Here is a 19,498-nt window from a genome sequence, read left to right on the forward strand (position 1 = left end):
AGCAGAAGATTAATAAATCTGCTAATCATAAAGACTATATATTTGTATGTAACAAATGCCTATAGCGTACTCTTAAAGGAATAATTCCTAACCAAGAGTTTAGCATGTTTTGTGAAGAGCTTTCCAAAACTCAGATTTTATCCCCGCTATTAATCAGTAAACATATATAGTCCAAATAGATGTGTTTTATAGTTTGCTCGTGATTAGAAGTATCAACTTGCTAAATGTAATCCATTCTTTAAATAGGAGAGTATTCATGAAATCAGGACGTTATATTGGTGTTATGTCTGGCACTAGCATGGATGGTGTTGATGTTATTTTGGCAGAAATCAGTGATAAAGTTGTTATCCAACAAGAAAGTTATAATCATCCTTTCCCACAAGAACTTAAACAGCAATTGCTTTCTATCTGTCAGGGGCAGCAAACAACTTTATCAATGGTAGGGCGATTTGATTATGAACTCGGTACGCTTTTTGCTGAAGCAGTACAAGGGCTGTTGAATAAAACAGGGCTGAGTGCAAGTGATATTACGGCCATCGGGTGCCATGGCCAGACAGTTTGGCACGAGCCTGATGGCGAAAAACCTTTTACTATGCAAATCGGCGACAATAACCGCGTTGCAGCGCTCACCAATATTACAACCGTCGGTGATTTCAGGCGGCGTGATATGGCTTATGGCGGTCAGGGTGCGCCATTGGTTCCGGCATTCCACATGGCTGTACTGGGGCATCCTACAGAACGGCGCGTTATTCTTAATATTGGTGGAATTGCGAATATTTCTGCATTACTGCCTAATTCAGCTGTAAAAGGGTATGATACTGGGCCTGGCAATATGTTGATGGATGCCTGGACTTGGCGGCACAAGCAGCAGCCTTATGATAAAGATGCATTATGGGCTAGTGAAGGCACCGTTGTTGAGCCTTTGCTTCAGAAAATGCTCTCTGATCCTTATTTCGCACGAATTGCACCAAAAAGCACAGGTCGAGAATACTTCAATATGGCATGGCTGGAAAAACAACTGGCTGATTTTCCAGATGTCACGCCAGTAGATGTACAGGCAACATTGGCTGAATTAACGGCTGTAAGCATTGTTGAGCAAGTTATATTAAGTGGTGGATGTGAGCGTCTTTTAGTTTGTGGCGGCGGTGCACGGAATCCACGTGTCATGAGTCGGATGTCAGAGTTATTGCCGGATACTGAAGTGACCACGACCGATAAATATGGATTGAGTGGTGACGATATGGAAGCCTTGGCATTTGCTTGGCTGGCATTTAGAACAATGTCTGGGTTGTCTGGTAATCTGCCATCAGTAACAGGTGCAGATAGAGAAACAATTTTAGGCGCAATTTATCCCGTAGTTAAATAACTTATTTGAGCAATTAGCAATAAGTTAAACATGATTGTTAATAGTAAATAGCAGCTAATTGTGAATGACAATTGATCGCAAATAGCATTTAATTGCAAATAGAAGTTGGTCGCAAATGACAATTAGTTGCAAATATATAGTGATATGCTAATACCCATAAAAGAATCGAGAGCTAAAAATGTCAGAATATAATGAAATGGCTATCGCAGAATTGCGTCGCGAATATATACGTGGTGGGTTAAGGCGCAAAGATCTTACAGAAGAACCGATAGAACTTTTTGAGCATTGGTTGAAGCAGGCCTGTGACGCCAAACTCAGTGATCCAACTGCGATGTGCATTGCTACGGTAGATGAGCATGGGCAACCTTATCAGCGTATCGTTTTACTAAAACATTTTGACGCCCGCAGCTTAGTTTTTTATACCAACCTTGGTAGTCGCAAGGCAAAACACTTAGCCCAGAATAATCGAATCAGCCTTCATTTCCCTTGGTATCAGTTGGAACGGCAGGTTAGTTTTCTTGGTAAGGCTGAGCGCTTATCTCCGACTGAAGTTATAAAATATTTTCATAGTCGCCCAAGAGATAGCCAAATTGCAGCATGGGCTTCTCAACAATCTTCACGGATCTCTGCCCGGGGCATTCTGGAAGGAAAATTTTTGGAATTGAAACAAAAATTCCAAAATGGTGAAGTTCCGTTACCCAGCTTTTGGGGGGGATTCAAAGTCGAGTTTGATTCAGTAGAATTCTGGCAAGGAGGGGCTAACCGTTTACATGACCGTTTTCTGTACCAGCGTGAAGGTAATGGGTGGCATATTGACCGTTTAGCTCCTTAGCAAGAGAGTCTTTAGGCCTGAAATGCCCGATGGTATGCGGTCGCTTTCAAATTACAGCCTATAAAGTAAAGGCTTGATAATTTGAGTGGATAATTACTGTTTTTAATACTGGCACTTATATTACTGGCGTTTTATGCTATAGCACGCGATTTATAACGAGATACTTATATAGATATATAGGTAAAATATACAAACCGATGGAGTCATTGATGTCTAGCAATAACCTGATTAAACAACTGCAAGAGCGGGGCCTTGTTGCCCAGGTAACGGATGAGGAAGCGTTAGCTGAGAGACTGGCGCAAGGTCCGGTTTCTCTCTATTGTGGCTTCGATCCTACCGCTGATAGCTTGCATTTGGGCCATCTGGTTCCTTTGCTGTGTTTAAAACGATTCCAACTTGCTGGGCATAAGCCTATTGCATTGGTTGGTGGCGCGACAGGTTTGATTGGCGATCCAAGTTTTAAAGCAACAGAACGCAAATTGAACACAGAAGACACCGTTCAAGAGTGGGTTGAGAAAATTCGTAAGCAAGTATCACCATTCCTCAGTTTTGAAGGCGAGAATGGTGCAGAATTAGCCAATAACTATGAATGGTTTGGCGAAATGGATGTGCTGACTTTCTTACGTGATATCGGTAAGCATTTTTCTGTTAACCAAATGATTAACAAAGAAGCGGTAAAACAGCGTTTGAACCGTGACGATGTTGGTATTTCATATACTGAATTTTCTTACAATCTATTGCAATCATATGACTTTGCAAACCTGAATGGCAAATATGGTGTTGAACTGCAAATTGGGGGATCAGACCAATGGGGCAACATTACATCAGGTATCGATTTGACTCGTCGCTTACACCAGAAACAAGTGTTTGGTATGACAGTACCGCTGATCACCAAATCAGATGGTACCAAATTTGGTAAAACAGAAGGTGGGGCAGTTTGGTTGGATCCAAAGAAAACCAGCCCATATAAATTTTACCAGTTCTGGATCAACACAGCAGACGCAGATGTTTATCGTTTCCTGAAATTCTTTACATTCATGGACATTGAAGAAATCAATGCGCTTGAGCAAGAAGATAAGAACAGCGGTAAAGCACCACGCGCTCAATACGTACTGGCAGAACAAGTTACAGGTATGGTACATGGTGAAGCAGGGCTGACAGCGGCGAAGCGTATTACTGAAAGCTTATTCTCTGGGGCTGTTGCTGATTTAACCGAAGATGACTTTGCGCAATTAGCACAAGATGGTATGCCTGCGATTGAACTTGAAAAAGAGGCTGATTTGCAACAAGCATTGGTCAGCGCTGAATTTGTTCCTTCTCGCGGGCAAGCACGTACCATGATCAGTTCTAACGCCGTTTCCATCAATGGTGAAAAGCAATCTGAACCAATGTATGTATTTGCGGATTCTGATCGTTTATTTGGGCGCTATACGTTACTGCGTCGTGGTAAAAAACATTATTGCCTGATTAACTGGAAATAATTCACAAAAGCAAAAGTTTTATTAAGGGCAACAGTAATGTTGCCCTTAAAGTATGCCCAATGATTTCGAGTTGCATTGTGGCGGCAAGGGAGTGACAAATTCGTCGGGAACGAATTTGCCCAGCCAAAGGTCGAAAGGCAGGAGCCTTTCATTCATTCTCAGGAGCATAGATAACCGGATGTTTGTAAAAACGGGGATTGAAGTGAATGAGTGCCGCCAAAAAAGAGGTAATTCGAAAGACGAAGGGTATAAACGATACCTTAATAAGCCATCTGCGAATCAAAAAATAATAAACTAGGCCTTATCATGAAAAACATTCTTTCAATTCAGTCTCACGTTGTTTTTGGTCATGCAGGAAATAGCGCAGCTGTTTTTCCGATGTATCGTATGGGAGTGAACGTATGGCCATTAAATACAGTTCAGTTTTCTAACCACACTCAATATCCCCAATGGCGTGGTTGTGTGATGCCACCAGAGCATCTGACTGAAATAGCGCAAGGAATTGGTGAAATAAATAAACTTGCATCCTGTAATGCCGTACTGAGTGGTTATATCGGCTCTGCCGAGCAGGGAGATCGCATTCTTGATATCGTGAAACAGGTTAAGCAAGCTAATCCCGAGGCTTGGTATTTTTGTGATCCGGTTATGGGCCATCCGGAAAAAGGGTGTATTGTTGCGCCAGGAGTGGCGGAATTCCATTGTGAAAAATCATTGCCTGTCAGTGACATTATTGCACCTAATTTATTAGAGCTTGAAATATTATCTGCACGAACAATTGAAAATGTAGAACAAGCAATTTCTGCGGCGCGTGAATTATGCGAAAAAGGCCCAAAGATTGTGCTGGTGAAACATCTTAGCCGTGCAGGATATAAAACAGATTGTTTCGAAATGCTGCTAGTGACCAAAGAGCATAGTTGGTATATTAGCCGTCCATTGATCGATACAGGAGCGCGTCAACCTGTTGGTGTTGGCGATTTAACCAGTGGTTTATTCCTGGTGAATCTACTAAAAAGCCCATCTTTAGGAAACACAGAACTACAAGCAGCATTAGAGCATGTAACTGCCGCTGTCTATGAAGTTATGCTGGAAACGCAAAAAAGCGGAGAATACGAATTACAGTTGGCAGCCGCACAAGACAAAATGGTTGTACCAACATATCATGTCAGCGCATCACAAATTGACTGACATATCCCGGTTACTCGTCACTTTCAAGCCGCGGCTTGAAATTCGTGATATCCATAGGGACAGGTAACCTCTCAAATTAAGTTTCCGGTACGGCCGTACCGGAAGCAAACAATATTGAAAGAATATCTATCTGAAATCAGCCATAATTAATTTAAATCAAGCCTTCTGCTATTAGAGCATCATGAACATGGGGACGTTGCTTAATTTTATCCCTATAAGCGTTTACATATACCAATTCAGAAATATCTAACTTTGTGGTGCGTGCCCACAGAATAATGACGAATAGATAAGAATCTACAACGGTAAAATGATCCCCAGCGATATAAGGCTGTTTTGCTAAGATGCTATCAATATAAGCAAAGTGAAGTTTCAGCTTTTTTATCGCAATATCGATAGCGGCTTGGGGTGCCGCCATAATTGGAAACAGGGGCGCAAAATTTTGATGTAATTCACTGGATATGAAACTTAACCATTCTATTTGATGGTAATGCTCCATTGTGCCTGTCGGTGCGAGTAGGTTACTATCAGGTTTTTGGTCGGCAATATATTTAAGAATGGCAGTCGCTTCCGTGAGTATTTGGCCATTATCAAGCAGAATTGTAGGTACTTTTCCTTTGGGATTGATAGCACGAAAATCAGCACCACTTTCAGTTTTTTTATTTATCAAATCCACTTTTACCATACTGAAATCCAAACCTGTTTCACGAAGAATGATATGGGGGGAGAGTGAGCAAGCTCCCGGTGTATAGTATAGTTTCATAACTTGTTCCTTAATTAAGCCTTTAATTTTTGTGGGTATGTTAATTTTGGATACAATAAAACAAAAAACAGTAGCCATCTTTTATTTAGAAGTCAAGATGTTAAGCAGGGAGCAAAGGGGAGGAATAAGCCCAGTGTAATAAAAACAACCGGGCTTATTGAGTAGGTCAATCAGCTATCGATCTTATTTCAGTTCTAGCTCATTCATGGCAGCGATACTAAAGCCGCCGTCAACATGCAGGATCTCACCAGTAACGCCACCAGCCAGATCAGAGCACAGGAATGCAGCAGCATTACCAACATCTTCTGTCGTAACGGTACGACGGATAGGTGTCACCGCTTCGCAGTGCGCCAGCATTTTACGGAAGTCTTTAATGCCAGAAGCCGCCAAAGTACGAATTGGGCCAGCTGAAATACCGTTAACGCGAATGCCTTCAACGCCCATTGCATTTGCCATATAACGAACGTTTGCTTCCAGAGAAGCTTTTGCAAGACCCATCACGTTATAGTTAGGGATCGCACGTTCTGCACCCAGATAGCTCAGGGTAAGCAGGGCAGAATTAGGATTCAGCATGTTACGGCATGCTTTTGCCATCGCAACAAAGCTGTATGCACTGATGTCATGTGCAATTTTGAAACCTTCACGGGTAACAGCATTAACATAATCACCATCAAGTTGATCAGCAGGTGCGTATCCGATGGAGTGAACAAAACCATCGAATTTAGGCCATACTTTACCCAACTCAACAAACAATGAGTCGATGCTCTCATCTTCAGCAACATCACATGGCAGAACGATATTAGAATTCAGTGATGCAGCGAACTCTTCGACACGAGGTTTCAGCTTGTCATTTTGATAGGTAAAAGCCAGCTCTGCTCCTTGATCGTGCATTGCTTTAGCAATCCCATAAGCGATAGACAGTTTGCTGGCGACGCCAGTAATGAGAATGCGCTTGCCGGTCATGAAACCCATAGCAGTATCCTTATTGTTCTTTGTGAGCAAACACCAATGGTCACAGGGCTAAAATATTATCCATAATATGACCAAGGCATTTATTGTTAATAAACGGGGACGATTCTATCATGCCGGAGAGAAATGTGGTGAGTTTCCTGTTCTGTTCCGATCAGTGAATAAAATACGTCCGGTTAACATTAAAATATTAGGTGATATCCTGCCGCCAGGCATCAGCGGATAGAGCTTCACCAAAATGGCTGGCTATCAATCTGCGTGTAATATCATGCAGCGGAGAAGCCAGCACCTCCGCTGTATTGCCACGCTCAACAACTTCCCCTTCATGCATTACTAGCATTTGATCACTGATATGCTTCATCATACCGAGATGCTGGGTTACATAGATGTATGAAATACCATGCTTTTCCTGCAATTCCAGCATCAAATTGATGATTTGTGAACGCATTGACATGTCAAGGGAAGCTAATGCTTCATCTGCAACAATAATTTGTGGCTGTAATATTAATGCCCGTGCCAGAGCTACACGTTGTTTCTGCCCGGATGCGAGCATGTGTGGATAATAATTGGCATGGTCTGGCCGTAACCCAACTTGGCGCAATGTCTGATTGATCCGTTTCTCGCGTTCAGTCGTGGATAATTCGGTATTCAGGATTAACGGCATATCCAGAATTTGCCCGATGCGCTGGCGAGGATTCAATGAAGTACTGGGATCTTGAAAAATCATGCGAATGCGTTGGCTACGGTAGCTGTAATCCCCGTAAGTCAGTTTATGACCATCGATCAGGATTTCGCCGGAAGTAGGCTCAACAACCCCCGACAGCATTCTTGCCAGCGTAGATTTGCCGGAACCATTCGCGCCAATTATGGCCAGTGTTTTTTTAGGTTGCAAGGTAAAGCTCACTGGTTTTACTGCGTCAAGGTGAAGCCGGCGAAATAACCCCGTTTGATAGCGGAATGTTTTAGTCAGGTTTTTGACTTCCAGTAATGTATCAACCAATTACGGCTCCTCCATATTCAAAGGGAAATGGCAGGCGAATGCATGGCTTTTAATCACTCGTAGCCGTGGGGTTTCAATGCAGGTTTTCTGGGCGTAGGGGCAACGTGGCCCTAAACGGCACCCGACCGGCAGGTGTTCCAGAGAGGGAATACCTCCCGGCAGTGTATTCAGCCGGCTTTTATGTGGCAGTGGGCTGCCAAAGTCAGGGATTGAGCGGATAAGCGCCTGCGTATAGGGATGGTAAGGCGTCACCAGCAATTCATCCGGAGCGGCGCTTTCCACGGTTTGCCCGCAATATAGGACATTGATCCGTTTAACCAGTTTGCTCATCATTTGCAGATCATGACTAATCAATAAAATCGTCATGTTGTTGTTTTGATTCAAACTCGATAGCAAACGGAAAATTTGGGCCTGTGTTGTTGGCTCCATGGCATTGGTTGGTTCATCCGCAATCAACAACCTTGGTTGATTGGCAAGGGCAATGGCAATCATCACTTTCTGGCATTCACCTTCTGTCAATTCATAAGGGTAACTGTGCATGATATCGTTGTGATCTTTAATGCCAACGCGATGCAATAGCTCGATTGCCCGGCGTTTTCGCCAATTGAACCTTTGCCACCAACGGCCTTTATATGTCCAGCCGGGGATGGCTTGAATGAGTTGCTTGCCAATATTTTCAGATGGATCGAGACATGATTGCGGCTCCTGAAAAATCATTGAAATATTGTGGCCTATCACTTTGCGGCGCTGTCTTGGCGTCAGGCGCAATAAATCAATGTCGTTGAAACGAAAACGATCAGCGGTAACATTGAGGTTCTCTTTTGTGACGCCACAAATTGCTTTGGCAATCAGGCTTTTCCCTGATCCAGATTCGCCTGCCAGACCGAGAATTTCACCTTCTGTCAGTGAAATACTAAATCTATCAACGGCCTTAACAGGGCCTTCAGCGGTCATAAACTCAATGGTGAGGTTTCGAATATCAAGCAGTGGCATTATTCGACTCCTGCATTAATGGCTCGATGGAGACCATCGCCCAATAAATTGACTAACAGGACACTGAGCATAATTGCGGCTCCGGGCAGCATAACTGTCCATGGTGCAGCATAGAGCAGTTCCAGAGAATCCCCCAGCATGGCACCCCATTCTGGTGATGGTAGCTGTGCGCCAAGATCGAGGAAACCCAAGGCTGCAATATCAAGGATAGCGATAGAAAGCGCCCGGGTTAATTCACTGACAATCACGGCGGTAATATTGGGGAAAATGGCGTAGCGCAAAATCTGATAATTTGAGGCGCCATCCAGACGTGCGGCAGTGATATATTCTTTATCCAGTTCATCATGTACTGCGGTATACACAGTGCGGACTATTCTTGGCAGCAACGCCAGACAGACTGCGATCATGGCATGATGCAGGCTGGCACCGACAAATGCAACGACAATGATCGCCAGCAACAATGAAGGGATTGAAAGCAAAGTATCAAGGGTATGATTCAGTATTGCTGATCTCAATCCGTGGCTCATGCCCGCAAGGCTCCCGATAATTAAGCCGACAACGGCAGCTATCGCTGTGACAATCAGCGCGGTTCCAAACGTGGATGATGTCCCAATCAACAGACGGCTGAAAATATCGCGTCCAAGATCGTCCGTTCCTAGGAAGAAAGCGACGTTGCCGTGGTGTGACCATGAAGGAGGCATAAGCTGGTCTACAAATTGCTGGTCAAGCCGATATGGGGCGATATAGTCCCCCAACAAACTTAATGCAATTAAAATCAGCACCCCATAAAAACCCATCATTGCCAGTATGTCAGAATAGAAGAATCGCCAGATAACTTTTAATGGCGAAGGCATTTTCTTTTCCTGATAAAAGTTATCTAAAGGCATACCATTCCTTATGCTTCAGAGGATTAGCCATCGCTCCAATAATATCTGTCAGTATATTGACTGAAATAACCAAGGTTCCTACTACCATAACACCCGCTGAAATTGCTGAATAATCCTGCTGGCGAACGGCACTGATAAGCCAGCGCCCAAGGCCGGGCCAGTTAAATACTTGCTCCGTCACCATAGCCAGTGTGAGCATGGTCGAAAATTGTAACCCCAATTTAGGAATAATGGGGGGTAATGCATTATGCAACAAGTGGCGGCGGATAATTGTCAATCTCGACAAGCCGCGTGTTGCTGCTGATTTAATATAGTTTGCAGTTGAGACTTCCTCAGTACTGTTGCGCATCAAACGAATGACTTCCGTCATGGGCGCTACTGCCAACGTGAGAACGGGCAGGATCATATGCTGAATAACACTCATGATCATATCATTGCGATAAGGTGATTTTGACAGCCAGGCATCAATTAATGCCGAGCCTGTCACCGGTTCCATCCGGTAGAGCAAATCAAATCGCCCTGAAACAGGTAACCATCCCAGATGGAGAGAGAAAAGGAGCGTGAGCAGCAGGGCCAGCCAAAATACAGGGATGGAAAAACCACACAATGCGAATGTACTGATAATGGTGTCTGCTTTTTTATTGCGCCAGACACCAGCAACAATCCCCAGAGGTATCCCGATGAGCAACGCGATGGAGAAAGAGAGAATACAAAGCTCCATGGTTGCCGGAAGCACTTCATACAATTGCGTGATAATTCGCTCACCATTAATGCTGGAAATGCCGAAATCCCACTGAAGCAGGCTACGAAAATAGAATATATAAGCATCCATTAGTGAGGCACCGCTCAAAGGGCCATGCGGTGTAAAATACATCAGGCTGAAGCTGATAAATGAAAGAAAGAATAACGTCACAACCAGCAGCAGCAAACGACGCAAGATATAAATAATCATTCGCTTCCCTTTTTATTTTCAGCAGGAACAGGCGTACTTTGCTCGCGGTAAACTTTACCAAATGAGCTGTTGCCAAACGGGCTCAGAACCAATCCTTTAATGTTATAACGAAAGATTTGTAAGCGCATTGAATAAGCTAATGGTAGTACAGGTAATTGTTGAGCGAGAATTTCTTGTGCAACATGATAATTGTTGATGCGTTCTGCCAGTTGTTGGTTCAATAAAGCCTGATGAAGTGCGTCATCAAAATCCGAATTACACCAACGGCTTAAGTTTGTTTGGGAGGCAATGGCAGCACAGCTCAGCAATGGGCGGAAAAAACTGTCGGGGTCATTGCTATCGGTAGACCAACCCGCCAGAGTCATATCGTGGGTTTTATCCATCAACTGATTTTCCTGAAAACGACCTTCGACGGGGCGAATGGACATTTTAATGCCGACTTGTGCCAAATCGGCCTGAATGAGTTCAGCCATTTTCAAGGGGCTTGGATTGTAAGATTGCGATGCAGTCGGCACCCATAATGTCAGTTCCAGACCATTTAATCCCAGTTCACTTAACATCTTTCGGGATTTTTCAGGATTATATTCGGTGATTTCAGCCCGATTATCATACGCCCAAGAGGCGCGAGGCAAAATAGATGCCGCAGTTTCCGCCGTGCCATAATAAATTGATTTCATCAACCGTTGGTTATTGATGGCATAAGCAATCGCCTGGCGGACTTTCAGCTGATCCAATGGTGGTTTACTGGTATTAAATGCTAGATAAGCGATATTCATTCCTGAACGCAGTGTCTGTCGCAGGTTTGGATCATCATGCAGGATATTCCATTGATTGGCATCGGGGTAAGCCAATACATCACATTCACCGGTAAGAAGCTTGGAAATCCGCCCAGTGCCACCGGCTCCCGTATCCACGACCACCTGTTCCATTTGGGGTTTGCCATTCCAGTACTTATCGTGGCGAACAAGGCGGATAAACTGTTCCACCTGATAATCTTCCAGCATGAAAGGCCCTGTGCCTACAGGTTTCCAGTCTATCTGCTCCTGCCTGTTCATTTGATCCAGTTTCTGGGCATATTCTTGAGACAAAATGGGGGCATAGTGGGTTGCTAAATGCCAGATAAAGGACGCGTCAGGCGCATTGAGTTGAAATTCAACGGTATATTTGTCGATTTTACGGATGTCCTTTACCGCATCACCAAACTGCAAGCTATCAAAATAGGGATAATGGCCACCATTGACATAATGATAATAGTGCGTTTTATCAAAAAGGCGGCGGAAGCTGAACACGACGTCATCTGCATTCATTGTGCGGGTTGGTGTAAACCATTCGGTTGACTGGAAAGCAACATTGCGGCGCAGATAAAAACGATAGGTCGCCCCGTTATCCCGTATTTCCCAATGAGTGGCCAATTCAGGTGCCAGGCGGTAGGTTAGGGGATCAACGCCCAGCAGGCGGTTGTAAATCTGTGCAGCAAGCGTATCCACGGTGAGTCCACTGATGGATTTCTGCGGGTTAAAGGTATTCAGGTTGCCATTGACACAATAAATAAACCCACTCTGGCGTAAGTCAGTTGAAGCGTGAGATAGATTTTCCGTAGTGTCGTGAATTCTGGATCTTGGAATAAGTGTGGTACTTGTTGTTTTTATAGTCGTTTCTGTCACCGGTTCTGAAATAGCATTATTGGCCGCCAAGGCGGGAAAAGAAGATAATAATATGATCCAGTAAATCAAATATCGCATATAAAGCATCAGCCATAAAAAAGAATCCGGCCATTGTACTTAATTAACTCTTTTTGCTCAAAAACAACGGTCAGATCACGATAGTGAGAAGTATTCTCAATTAAATGCTTTACAAATAGAATTGAGAAGTATTATCATTTGGGCGTGCTTTAGGGAAACACGCTTGTAACTTCAAGTTGGGAATTCCAGATAAAGCGCGACATTGCTCACATTGCTTCCAGTATTTTGTTAGCCGGCTCGGGTGCCGGCTATTTTTTTATCTGCTTCATACCGATTTTTATCTATTGATGTTCAACTACCGACCTTCAATTAATTCCCCATCTGAATGCTGATGTGGTGTTTTTTGATTAATCCACGTAGCTGGTGGTAAGTCAGATTGAGTCTACTGGCCGCTTTTTTCTGATTGAATTGACTTTCAGCCAGCGCCTGCATAATTAAACGCTTTTCACTGTCATTTTGCCACTGCCTTAAATCGAGGGGCAATTTAGGGAGGGAATAATCGATAGCGTCATTATCTTTTGATAGCGAAGCAGGGGATTGTGAAGCCAATTGCTGTGACGCTGAAAATGGATTGATAATAATGGTATTTAATTCACTTTCATTGTTGCCGTGCCGGTAAATAGAGCGTTCTATAACATTTTTTAATTCACGGACATTACCGGGCCAATGATAAGAAAGTAGTTGCTGCTTGGCTTCGTTGGTAAAACCGGGGAAAAAAGGCAGGTTGAGTTCTTGGCACATGTGGATGGCAAAATGTTGTGCCAATAACATGATATCGGGGTGTCGTTGGCGCAACGGGGGAATTTGCACCACATCGAACGCAAGTCTGTCAAGCAGATCAGCCCTGAACTTTCCCTGAGCGGCCATAGCTGGCAGGTCTTCATTGGTTGCACAAATCAAGCGTACATCAACTTGCAATGACTGATTGCCGCCAACACGCTCCAAATAACCATATTCAATCACCCGCAATAATTTTTCCTGCACCTGCATGGGCGCGGTAGCTAATTCATCAAGAAACAATGTGCCGCCGTCTGCCCGTTCGAAGCGGCCTTGGTGTTTTGCCCGGGCACCAGTAAAAGAACCGGCTTCATGACCAAACAGCTCTGAATCAAGCAAGTTTTCATTGAGTGCTGCACAATTGAGCGAGATGAAAGGCCCTTGCCAACGCGGAGAAAGATAATGCAGGCGGCGGGCGATTAGTTCCTTACCCGTTCCTCGTTCTCCTATGACTAAAACGGGTTTATTCAATTTTGCCAGTGCAGAAACTTGCTCCAAAATTTCAATAAAACAGTTTGCTTCACCTAATAGGTTATCAATGAACTGAGGCATGGTATTTTTCGCCAATAGTTGGTCAATTTAACTTCGTTAAATGATAGTGGTTAAAAATTAAAGATAAATTATTTAAGCAATTTCAACCAGATAATTAAAATAAAAAAGTTGGCACGCATTTTGTATTAGATTAAGCGTCTTATCGTGTCGCTTGTGTTTATCTTTAACAAAACACATGCATAACATGTACCATACTAATGAAAGAGGCTTATAACTATGGGTATTTTTTCTCGTTTTGCTGATATCGTAAACGCTAATATTTCTTCTCTGTTAGATAAAGCGGAAGATCCGCAAAAAATGATCCGCTTGATGATTCAGGAAATGGAAGACACGCTGGTGGAAATCCGCTCAACTTCAGCCCGCACATTGGCAGAAAAAAAACAGCTTCTGCGTCGCATCAGCATGGGTGAAAGTCAAATTGACGGCTGGCAGGAAAAAGCGGTGTTGGCACTGAGTAAAGATAAAGAAGATTTGGCTCGTGCGGCATTGATTGAAAAACAAAAAGTCAGCAATTTGGTTGAAACTCTGACAAATGAACTGTCTCTTTTGGATGAAACGCTTGAACGCATTAAGGGAGAAGTCACGGAGCTGGAAAACAAGTTGACAGAAGCAAGGGCAAGACAACAATCATTATCTTTGCGTCATCAAGCAGCAGCATCTTCCCGGGAAGTGCGCCGCCAATTGGATAGCGGTAAAATTGATGAAGCCATGGCGCGTTTTGAGCAATTTGAACGTCGGATAGACCATATGGAAGCAGAGGCTGAAACTGTCGGGCTGGGGAAACAGAAATCACTCGATCAGCAATTTGCAGAATTAAAGGCAGATGATGAAATCAGCGCGCAACTTGCGGCCCTGAAAGCTAAAATGAATACCAAAGATTCACAATGATGACATAAGCCATGCATGACAACATCTCACGCCATGCACAACTTATTGTTTGCACAACTAAGGAAAGATAATGGGCTATATATTTCTTGGGATCCCGCTGATCATCTTTGTACTTTTTGTCTTGCCTATCTGGCTGTGGTTGCATTACAGCAGCCAGAACAATAGAGGTCAGCTAGGGGGCAATGAAATCCAGCGCTTAGAGCAATTGACAGAGAACGCCCGGCATATGCAGGAACGGATCAAAACGCTGGAAGACATCCTTGATGCAGAGCATCCAAACTGGAGGCAGTCATAATGTCGAATAGTTACAATCGGAAACTTTACCGCCTGCCAGAGCAAGGTATGGTAAAAGGGGTCTGTGCCGGGGTGGCAAACTATTTTGGTGTCCCGGTTCCACTTATCCGTACCATCACGGTACTGTCATTGTTCTTCGGGCTGTTTGGTATAACAGTATTGGCTTATATTATCTTGGCTGTTGTTATGGAGCCGGCACCTGCTGGATATCTGGCGGGCGAAAAAAATGCAGGGCCATCGGCGCAGAAAATGTTGGATGAAGTGGATTACCAATTGAGGGCAGGTGAAGCGCGTTTACGCCAAATGGAGCGTTACATTACATCTGACACTTACAGTGTGCGCAGCCGCTTTCGCCAGCTTTAGATCATAGGTAAAATTGAGCCATAAACTTAATTGAAAGACGACAACTCTATGTAATTAGTTTATGTCGTCAATAAAAAAATATGATCTGGCCGTAACAGCGGAATAACTGGGAATGAAACCTCAAACCGGTGTTACGGGCTAGGTTCAACCGAGCTACGGTATTCCATTGGGAGAAGCATGAAACGGTTGCAAAACGAACTATCAGCACTTGTGAATCGTGGAATGGACCGCCACTTGCGGTTGGCGGTAACAGGATTAAGTCGCAGTGGAAAGACTGCATTCATCACTTCTTTGGTAAACCAATTACTCCATATTCATAGCGGTGCCAGATTGCCGTTATTTTCAGCCGTGCGCGATGGGCGATTGCTTGGTGTCAAGCGAGTCCCGCAGCGGGATTTGGGTGTTCCCCGCTTTACTTATGATGATAATATTGCAGCGTTGCATGAAACACCGCCTTACTGGCCAATTCCGACACGTGGTGTGAGCGAAATCCGCTTGGCACTGCGTTATCGCTCTGAAGATTCCCTATTTCGTTACCTTAAAGAAACCTCGACCCTTTATCTGGAAATTGTCGATTATCCGGGAGAATGGCTACTGGATTTGCCTATGTTGGAGCAAAACTATCTGGCATGGTCGCGGTATATGAGTGGGTTGTTGAAAGGGGAAAGAAAGGAATGGGCCAAACCGTGGCTAGAATTATGCAAGCAATGTGATCCATTAGCCCCTGCCGATGAAAACCTGCTGGCCAGAATCGCTCAGGCATACACAGATTACCTGCACCAGTGTAAACAGCAGGGGTTGCACTTCATCCAGCCCGGTCGTTTCATATTGCCGGGGGATCTGGCTGGAGCACCTGCCCTGCAATTTTTCCCGTGGCCGGATATCGACCACATTGGCGAACCTCAATTGGCAAAAGCGGATAAACATACCAATATCGGCATGTTGAGGGAGCGTTTCGCCTATTATTGTGATCACATCGTCAAGGGGTTTTACAAAGAGCATTTTCTCCGTTTTGACCGGCAAATTGTTTTGGTGGATTGTTTGCAGCCATTGAATAGTGGCCCGCAGGCATTTAACGACATGCGGCTTGCGTTGACACAACTTATGCAGAGTTTCCACTATGGCAAGCGAACGCTGTTCCGGCGTCTGTTTTCTCCCTGCATTGATAAATTAATGTTTGCAGCCAGCAAAGCAGATCACATTACTCCCGATCAACATGCCAACCTTGTTTCCCTTTTGCAGCAATTGGTTCAGGAAGCCTGGCAAAATGCGGCATTTGAAGGGATCAGCATGGATTGTGCGGGGCTGGCATCAGTTCAGGCCACAGAAAGTGGCATAGTGGTTCATAATGGTGAAAAAATCCCTGCCATTAAGGGAAACCGTCTGTCAGACGACAAGCTAATGACGTTTTTTCCGGGAGAAGTACCACAACGTTTGCCGAACAATGATTTTTGGCAAAAACAAGGGTTTAATTTCGAATCATTCCGGCCAAGACAAGTCAATATCGATGCACCATTGCCCCATATTCGCATGGACAGTGCGATGGAATTTTTATTGGGAGATAAATTAACATGACAGAGCCTCTGAAACCGAGAATGGATTTCAGCGATCATGAGCCAACGTCGCAAGAACCGTCACTGAAATCGAAAAAGGAATTCGATAGTCAGGAAAATGAATTCTACCCAGCGATGCCGGAACTGGCTGCAGAGGAACAAGAGGGAGAATTCGAAGGTGCAATAAATGCAGCTTTGAAGCCCAAGCGTAGTTTTTGGCGTAAAATATTTACCTGCGCAATCTTGTTGCTGGGTGTCAGTGTGGTCGCTCAGTTTATCCAGTGGATATATCAGTCATGGCAACAACATGACTGGATAGCATTGGGCATTGCCGCTGCGGGCAGTATGATAATGCTGGCCGGAATAGGCAGTGTAATAAAAGAATGGCGTCGTCTTTACCATCTGCGCCAGCGTACAGAAGAACGGGATAACGCCAAAATCCTGTTACAAAGTCATGGCGTTGGCAAAGGGCGCCAGTTTTGTGAAAAATTGGCTGCACAAGCCGGGATAGAACCACAGCATCCGGCATTGCAGCGCTGGCAAGCGGCTATGCATGAAACACACAACGATCGTGAAATCGTCCTGTTGTACAGCAAACTGGTTCAGCCGGTTCTGGATGCCCAAGCCAAGAAAGAAATTAGCCGTTCTGCCGCAGAATCTGCATTAATGATTGCAGTCAGCCCATTGGCGATAGTGGATATGGCTTTTATTGCATGGAGAAATATCCGCTTGATTAACCGTATCGCGGCACTTTACGGTATCGAATTAGGTTATTTCAGCCGCATTCGCCTGTTTCGGCTGGTTTTGCTGAACATTGCTTTTGCGGGAGCATCAGAACTGGTCAGGGAAGTCGGCATGGATTGGTTATCACAGGACATTGCTGCCCGCCTTTCTGCGCGAGCCGCACAAGGCATTGGTGCCGGGCTGCTTACAGCACGTTTGGGAATCAAAGCGATGGAGTTATGCCGTCCTTTACCGTGGATTGAGGGGGACAAACCAAAGCTGGGGGATTTCCGTCATCAGCTGCTTGCCCAGATTAAAGGGACATTGCCGGCGAAAAAAAGCGCATTCACGAAAGCCAAAAATACACTTAAAGAAACAGAAAACAGCACAGTAGATAAGTGATAGCTACTGTTATTTTAGGTTGACACCTGACTTTATTGTAAACTTTTACTGACAAGGGCTTCATCTATTGCATAGTAACGGGTAACATTTCAGTCGGTTATGAGCATCGTGTAAATAAGGTCAGAATAATGCGATTGGAAGTTACTTGTCAGGATCGAATTGGGTTAACCCGAGAGTTACTTGATTTACTGGTTCTACGAAATATTGACCTGAAAGGAATTGAAATTTCTCCTGCTCGTCGTATTTACCTTAACTTTACCCAAATTGATTTCAACACATTTCGTTTATTAATGGCGGAGATCCGCCGGATCAGTGGTGTGATTGATGTCAGGACGGTTGCTTTCATGCCGTCAGAGAAAGAGCACCGGGCAATGTGGACGTTACTGGAATCGGTTCCTGAGCCTATATTTTCGATTGATATGAAAGGCAATATTGAACTGGCCAATCCGGCGTCTCTGGCACTGTTTGAACTCGACAAAGAGAAGGTCGGTCAAAAAAATATCGCCAACCTGATCAATAATTACAACTTTAGCCGCTGGTTCGAAAGCGAACATCATGAACCCAATACCGCACAAGTATCCATCAAAGGTCAGGATTACACGATGGATATTATTCCCATGCAGTTAACCGATGAGAATCAGGCTGTCAGGTGTGTTGGGGCAGTGATTATATTGCGCTCTGCGGTATCTCATTTATCAACGCAAGTTGAATCACTACGTAAAAAACTAACTGTAAATGATGATAGCGCTTTCCGGCAGATCATTGCTGTCAGCCCCAAAATGGTTCATGTGGTTGAACAAGCTCGCAAAATGGCAATGCTTGACGCCCCTTTACTACTGATTGGTGAAACAGGCACAGGGAAAGATGAATTTGCCAAAGCCTGTCATTTGCGGAGCAACAGGGGCAATCAACCTTTTCTGGGGCTGAATTGCGCCTCCATGCCAGATGATGTTGTTGAAAGCGAACTGTTTGGTTATGCCGCAGGAGCCTATCCGAATGCGGTGGAAGGTAAAAAAGGGTTCTTTGAGCAGGCTAATGGCGGTACGGTTTTATTGGATGAAATCGGCGAAATGTCGCCACAAATGCAAATTAAATTACTGCGTTTTTTGAGTGATGGAACATTCCGTCGTGTTGGTGAAGACAATGAAGTCAAAGTTGACATCCGGATTATCTGCGCCACCCAGAAAAACCTGATTGAATTGGTACAACAAGGGGAGTTTAGGGAAGATCTCTACTATCGGCTGAACGTGTTAACGATCACATTACCCCCTTTAAGAGAGCGTCAGGCAGATATCATGCCACTGACGGATTATTTTGTGACACGCTTTGCAAAAGAGCAGGGTTTAGCCAAACCCAAATATTCCCATGATTTGGAACAATTCCTGAGTGGTTATCATTGGCCGGGAAATGTCAGGCAACTACGGAACGCTATCTACCAGGCATTGACTCAATCTGAGGGCAACAAATTATGCCCGCAGGATATTCAATTACCGGGATTGGATGCTGAAATGGCATTTAATGAAGATATGCTGGAGGGATCTTTGGATGAGATCAGTAAGCGTTTCGAACGTTCTATATTGACGCGTCTTTATCGCCATTATCCCAGCACACGTAAATTGGCAAAGCGGCTTGGTGTTTCCCACACCGCCATTGCCAATAAATTACGTGAATATGGGCTGAGTGGTAAAAAACAGACAACCGAACAGGCAGGTAATGACGAATAATTACGGTTTTTTGTGATTTAAAACAGTCAGACTGAAATAAGCCAGCCAGAGATTT

Annotated in this window: 18 protein-coding genes; 10 read left to right on the plus strand and 8 right to left on the minus strand. The window is 44.3% G+C overall.

Annotated features, from left to right (window positions below; all coding sequences use genetic code 11):
- The first annotated feature begins 256 nt into the window (after nt 1-256).
- The 4 genes from anmK (at nt 257) to pdxY (ending at nt 4,864) form a co-directional block, all read left to right on the plus strand.
- Nucleotides 257-1,366 (plus strand): anhydro-N-acetylmuramic acid kinase, encoded by a 1,110-nt coding sequence (gene anmK, locus FE392_RS12825; protein WP_319930606.1) that lies wholly within the window; start codon nt 257-259, stop codon nt 1,364-1,366.
- Between the two features lie 178 nt (nt 1,367-1,544).
- Complete coding sequence (gene pdxH, locus FE392_RS12830) at nt 1,545-2,198, plus strand: pyridoxamine 5'-phosphate oxidase (protein WP_319930607.1); 654 nt, start codon at nt 1,545-1,547, stop codon at nt 2,196-2,198.
- Between the two features lie 209 nt (nt 2,199-2,407).
- Nucleotides 2,408-3,679 carry a tyrosine--tRNA ligase gene (gene tyrS, locus FE392_RS12835; RefSeq protein WP_319930608.1) on the plus strand — a complete coding sequence of 424 codons (1,272 nt, stop codon included), beginning with the start codon at nt 2,408-2,410 and terminating at the stop codon, nt 3,677-3,679.
- Between the two features lie 306 nt (nt 3,680-3,985).
- Nucleotides 3,986-4,864, plus strand: coding sequence for a pyridoxal kinase PdxY (pdxY, locus tag FE392_RS12840; RefSeq protein WP_319930609.1), 879 nt, complete (start codon nt 3,986-3,988; stop codon nt 4,862-4,864).
- A 151-nt stretch (nt 4,865-5,015) separates the two neighbouring features.
- Here pdxY and gstA read toward each other — a convergent pair whose 3' ends face one another.
- The 8 genes from gstA to pspF all read right to left on the minus strand — a co-directional run bounded on the left by gstA (nt 5,016) and on the right by pspF (nt 13,496).
- Nucleotides 5,016-5,624 carry a glutathione transferase GstA gene (gene gstA / locus FE392_RS12845; protein ID WP_319930633.1) on the minus strand — a complete coding sequence of 203 codons (609 nt, stop codon included), beginning with the start codon at nt 5,622-5,624 and terminating at the stop codon, nt 5,016-5,018.
- 183 nt (nt 5,625-5,807) lie between these two features.
- A complete protein-coding gene (gene fabI, locus FE392_RS12850; RefSeq protein WP_319930610.1) occupies nt 5,808-6,596 on the minus strand; it encodes an enoyl-ACP reductase FabI in 789 nt (262 codons plus the stop codon).
- 187 nt (nt 6,597-6,783) lie between these two features.
- Nucleotides 6,784-7,593: a putrescine export ABC transporter ATP-binding protein SapF gene (sapF, locus tag FE392_RS12855; RefSeq protein WP_319930611.1), complete on the minus strand. Its 810-nt coding sequence runs from the start codon at nt 7,591-7,593 to the stop codon at nt 6,784-6,786.
- Complete coding sequence (gene sapD / locus FE392_RS12860) at nt 7,594-8,586, minus strand: putrescine export ABC transporter ATP-binding protein SapD (protein WP_319930612.1); 993 nt, start codon at nt 8,584-8,586, stop codon at nt 7,594-7,596. It lies immediately after the preceding gene.
- Nucleotides 8,586-9,473 (minus strand): putrescine export ABC transporter permease SapC, encoded by an 888-nt coding sequence (gene sapC, locus FE392_RS12865; protein WP_319930613.1) that lies wholly within the window; start codon nt 9,471-9,473, stop codon nt 8,586-8,588. The genes sapD and sapC overlap by 1 nt, the downstream gene beginning before the upstream one ends.
- On the minus strand, nt 9,460-10,425 hold the full coding sequence (gene sapB, locus FE392_RS12870) for a putrescine export ABC transporter permease SapB (RefSeq protein WP_319930614.1): 966 nt from the start codon (nt 10,423-10,425) through the stop codon (nt 9,460-9,462). The genes sapC and sapB overlap by 14 nt, the downstream gene beginning before the upstream one ends.
- Nucleotides 10,422-12,167, minus strand: coding sequence for an ABC transporter substrate-binding protein SapA (gene sapA / locus FE392_RS12875; RefSeq protein WP_319930615.1), 1,746 nt, complete (start codon nt 12,165-12,167; stop codon nt 10,422-10,424). Before sapA ends, sapB begins: the two co-directional genes overlap by 4 nt.
- A 309-nt stretch (nt 12,168-12,476) precedes the next feature.
- Nucleotides 12,477-13,496, minus strand: a complete 1,020-nt coding sequence (pspF, locus tag FE392_RS12880; protein ID WP_319930616.1) for a phage shock protein operon transcriptional activator — start codon at nt 13,494-13,496, stop codon at nt 12,477-12,479.
- Nucleotides 13,497-13,712: 216 nt separating this feature from the next.
- Here pspF and pspA point away from each other — a divergent pair, with 216 nt between their 5' ends.
- From pspA to tyrR, 6 genes are all read left to right on the plus strand, one after another.
- Nucleotides 13,713-14,384 (plus strand): phage shock protein PspA, encoded by a 672-nt coding sequence (pspA, locus tag FE392_RS12885; RefSeq protein ID WP_319930617.1) that lies wholly within the window; start codon nt 13,713-13,715, stop codon nt 14,382-14,384.
- A gap of 70 nt (nt 14,385-14,454) precedes the next feature.
- Complete coding sequence (gene pspB, locus FE392_RS12890; protein ID WP_319930618.1) at nt 14,455-14,679, plus strand: envelope stress response membrane protein PspB; 225 nt, start codon at nt 14,455-14,457, stop codon at nt 14,677-14,679.
- The gene (gene pspC, locus FE392_RS12895) at nt 14,676-15,041 is read left to right on the plus strand and encodes an envelope stress response membrane protein PspC (RefSeq protein WP_319930634.1); all 366 of its coding nucleotides are present in this window, start codon (nt 14,676-14,678) and stop codon (nt 15,039-15,041) included. Before pspB ends, pspC begins: the two co-directional genes overlap by 4 nt.
- 177 nt (nt 15,042-15,218) lie before the next feature.
- Nucleotides 15,219-16,616, plus strand: a complete 1,398-nt coding sequence (locus FE392_RS12900) for a YcjX family GTP-binding protein (RefSeq protein WP_319930619.1) — start codon at nt 15,219-15,221, stop codon at nt 16,614-16,616.
- Entirely contained in the window at nt 16,613-17,719 is a 1,107-nt protein-coding gene (locus FE392_RS12905) for a YcjF family protein (RefSeq protein WP_319930620.1), read from the plus strand. The genes FE392_RS12900 and FE392_RS12905 overlap by 4 nt, the downstream gene beginning before the upstream one ends.
- Before the next feature lie 128 nt (nt 17,720-17,847).
- Nucleotides 17,848-19,443: a transcriptional regulator TyrR gene (gene tyrR, locus FE392_RS12910; RefSeq protein WP_319930621.1), complete on the plus strand. Its 1,596-nt coding sequence runs from the start codon at nt 17,848-17,850 to the stop codon at nt 19,441-19,443.
- Nucleotides 19,444-19,498 lie beyond the last annotated feature (55 nt).

This window comes from Xenorhabdus santafensis (genome assembly GCF_033949405.1).
In the GTDB taxonomy this organism is placed as follows: Bacteria; Pseudomonadota; Gammaproteobacteria; order Enterobacterales; family Enterobacteriaceae; genus Xenorhabdus; species Xenorhabdus santafensis.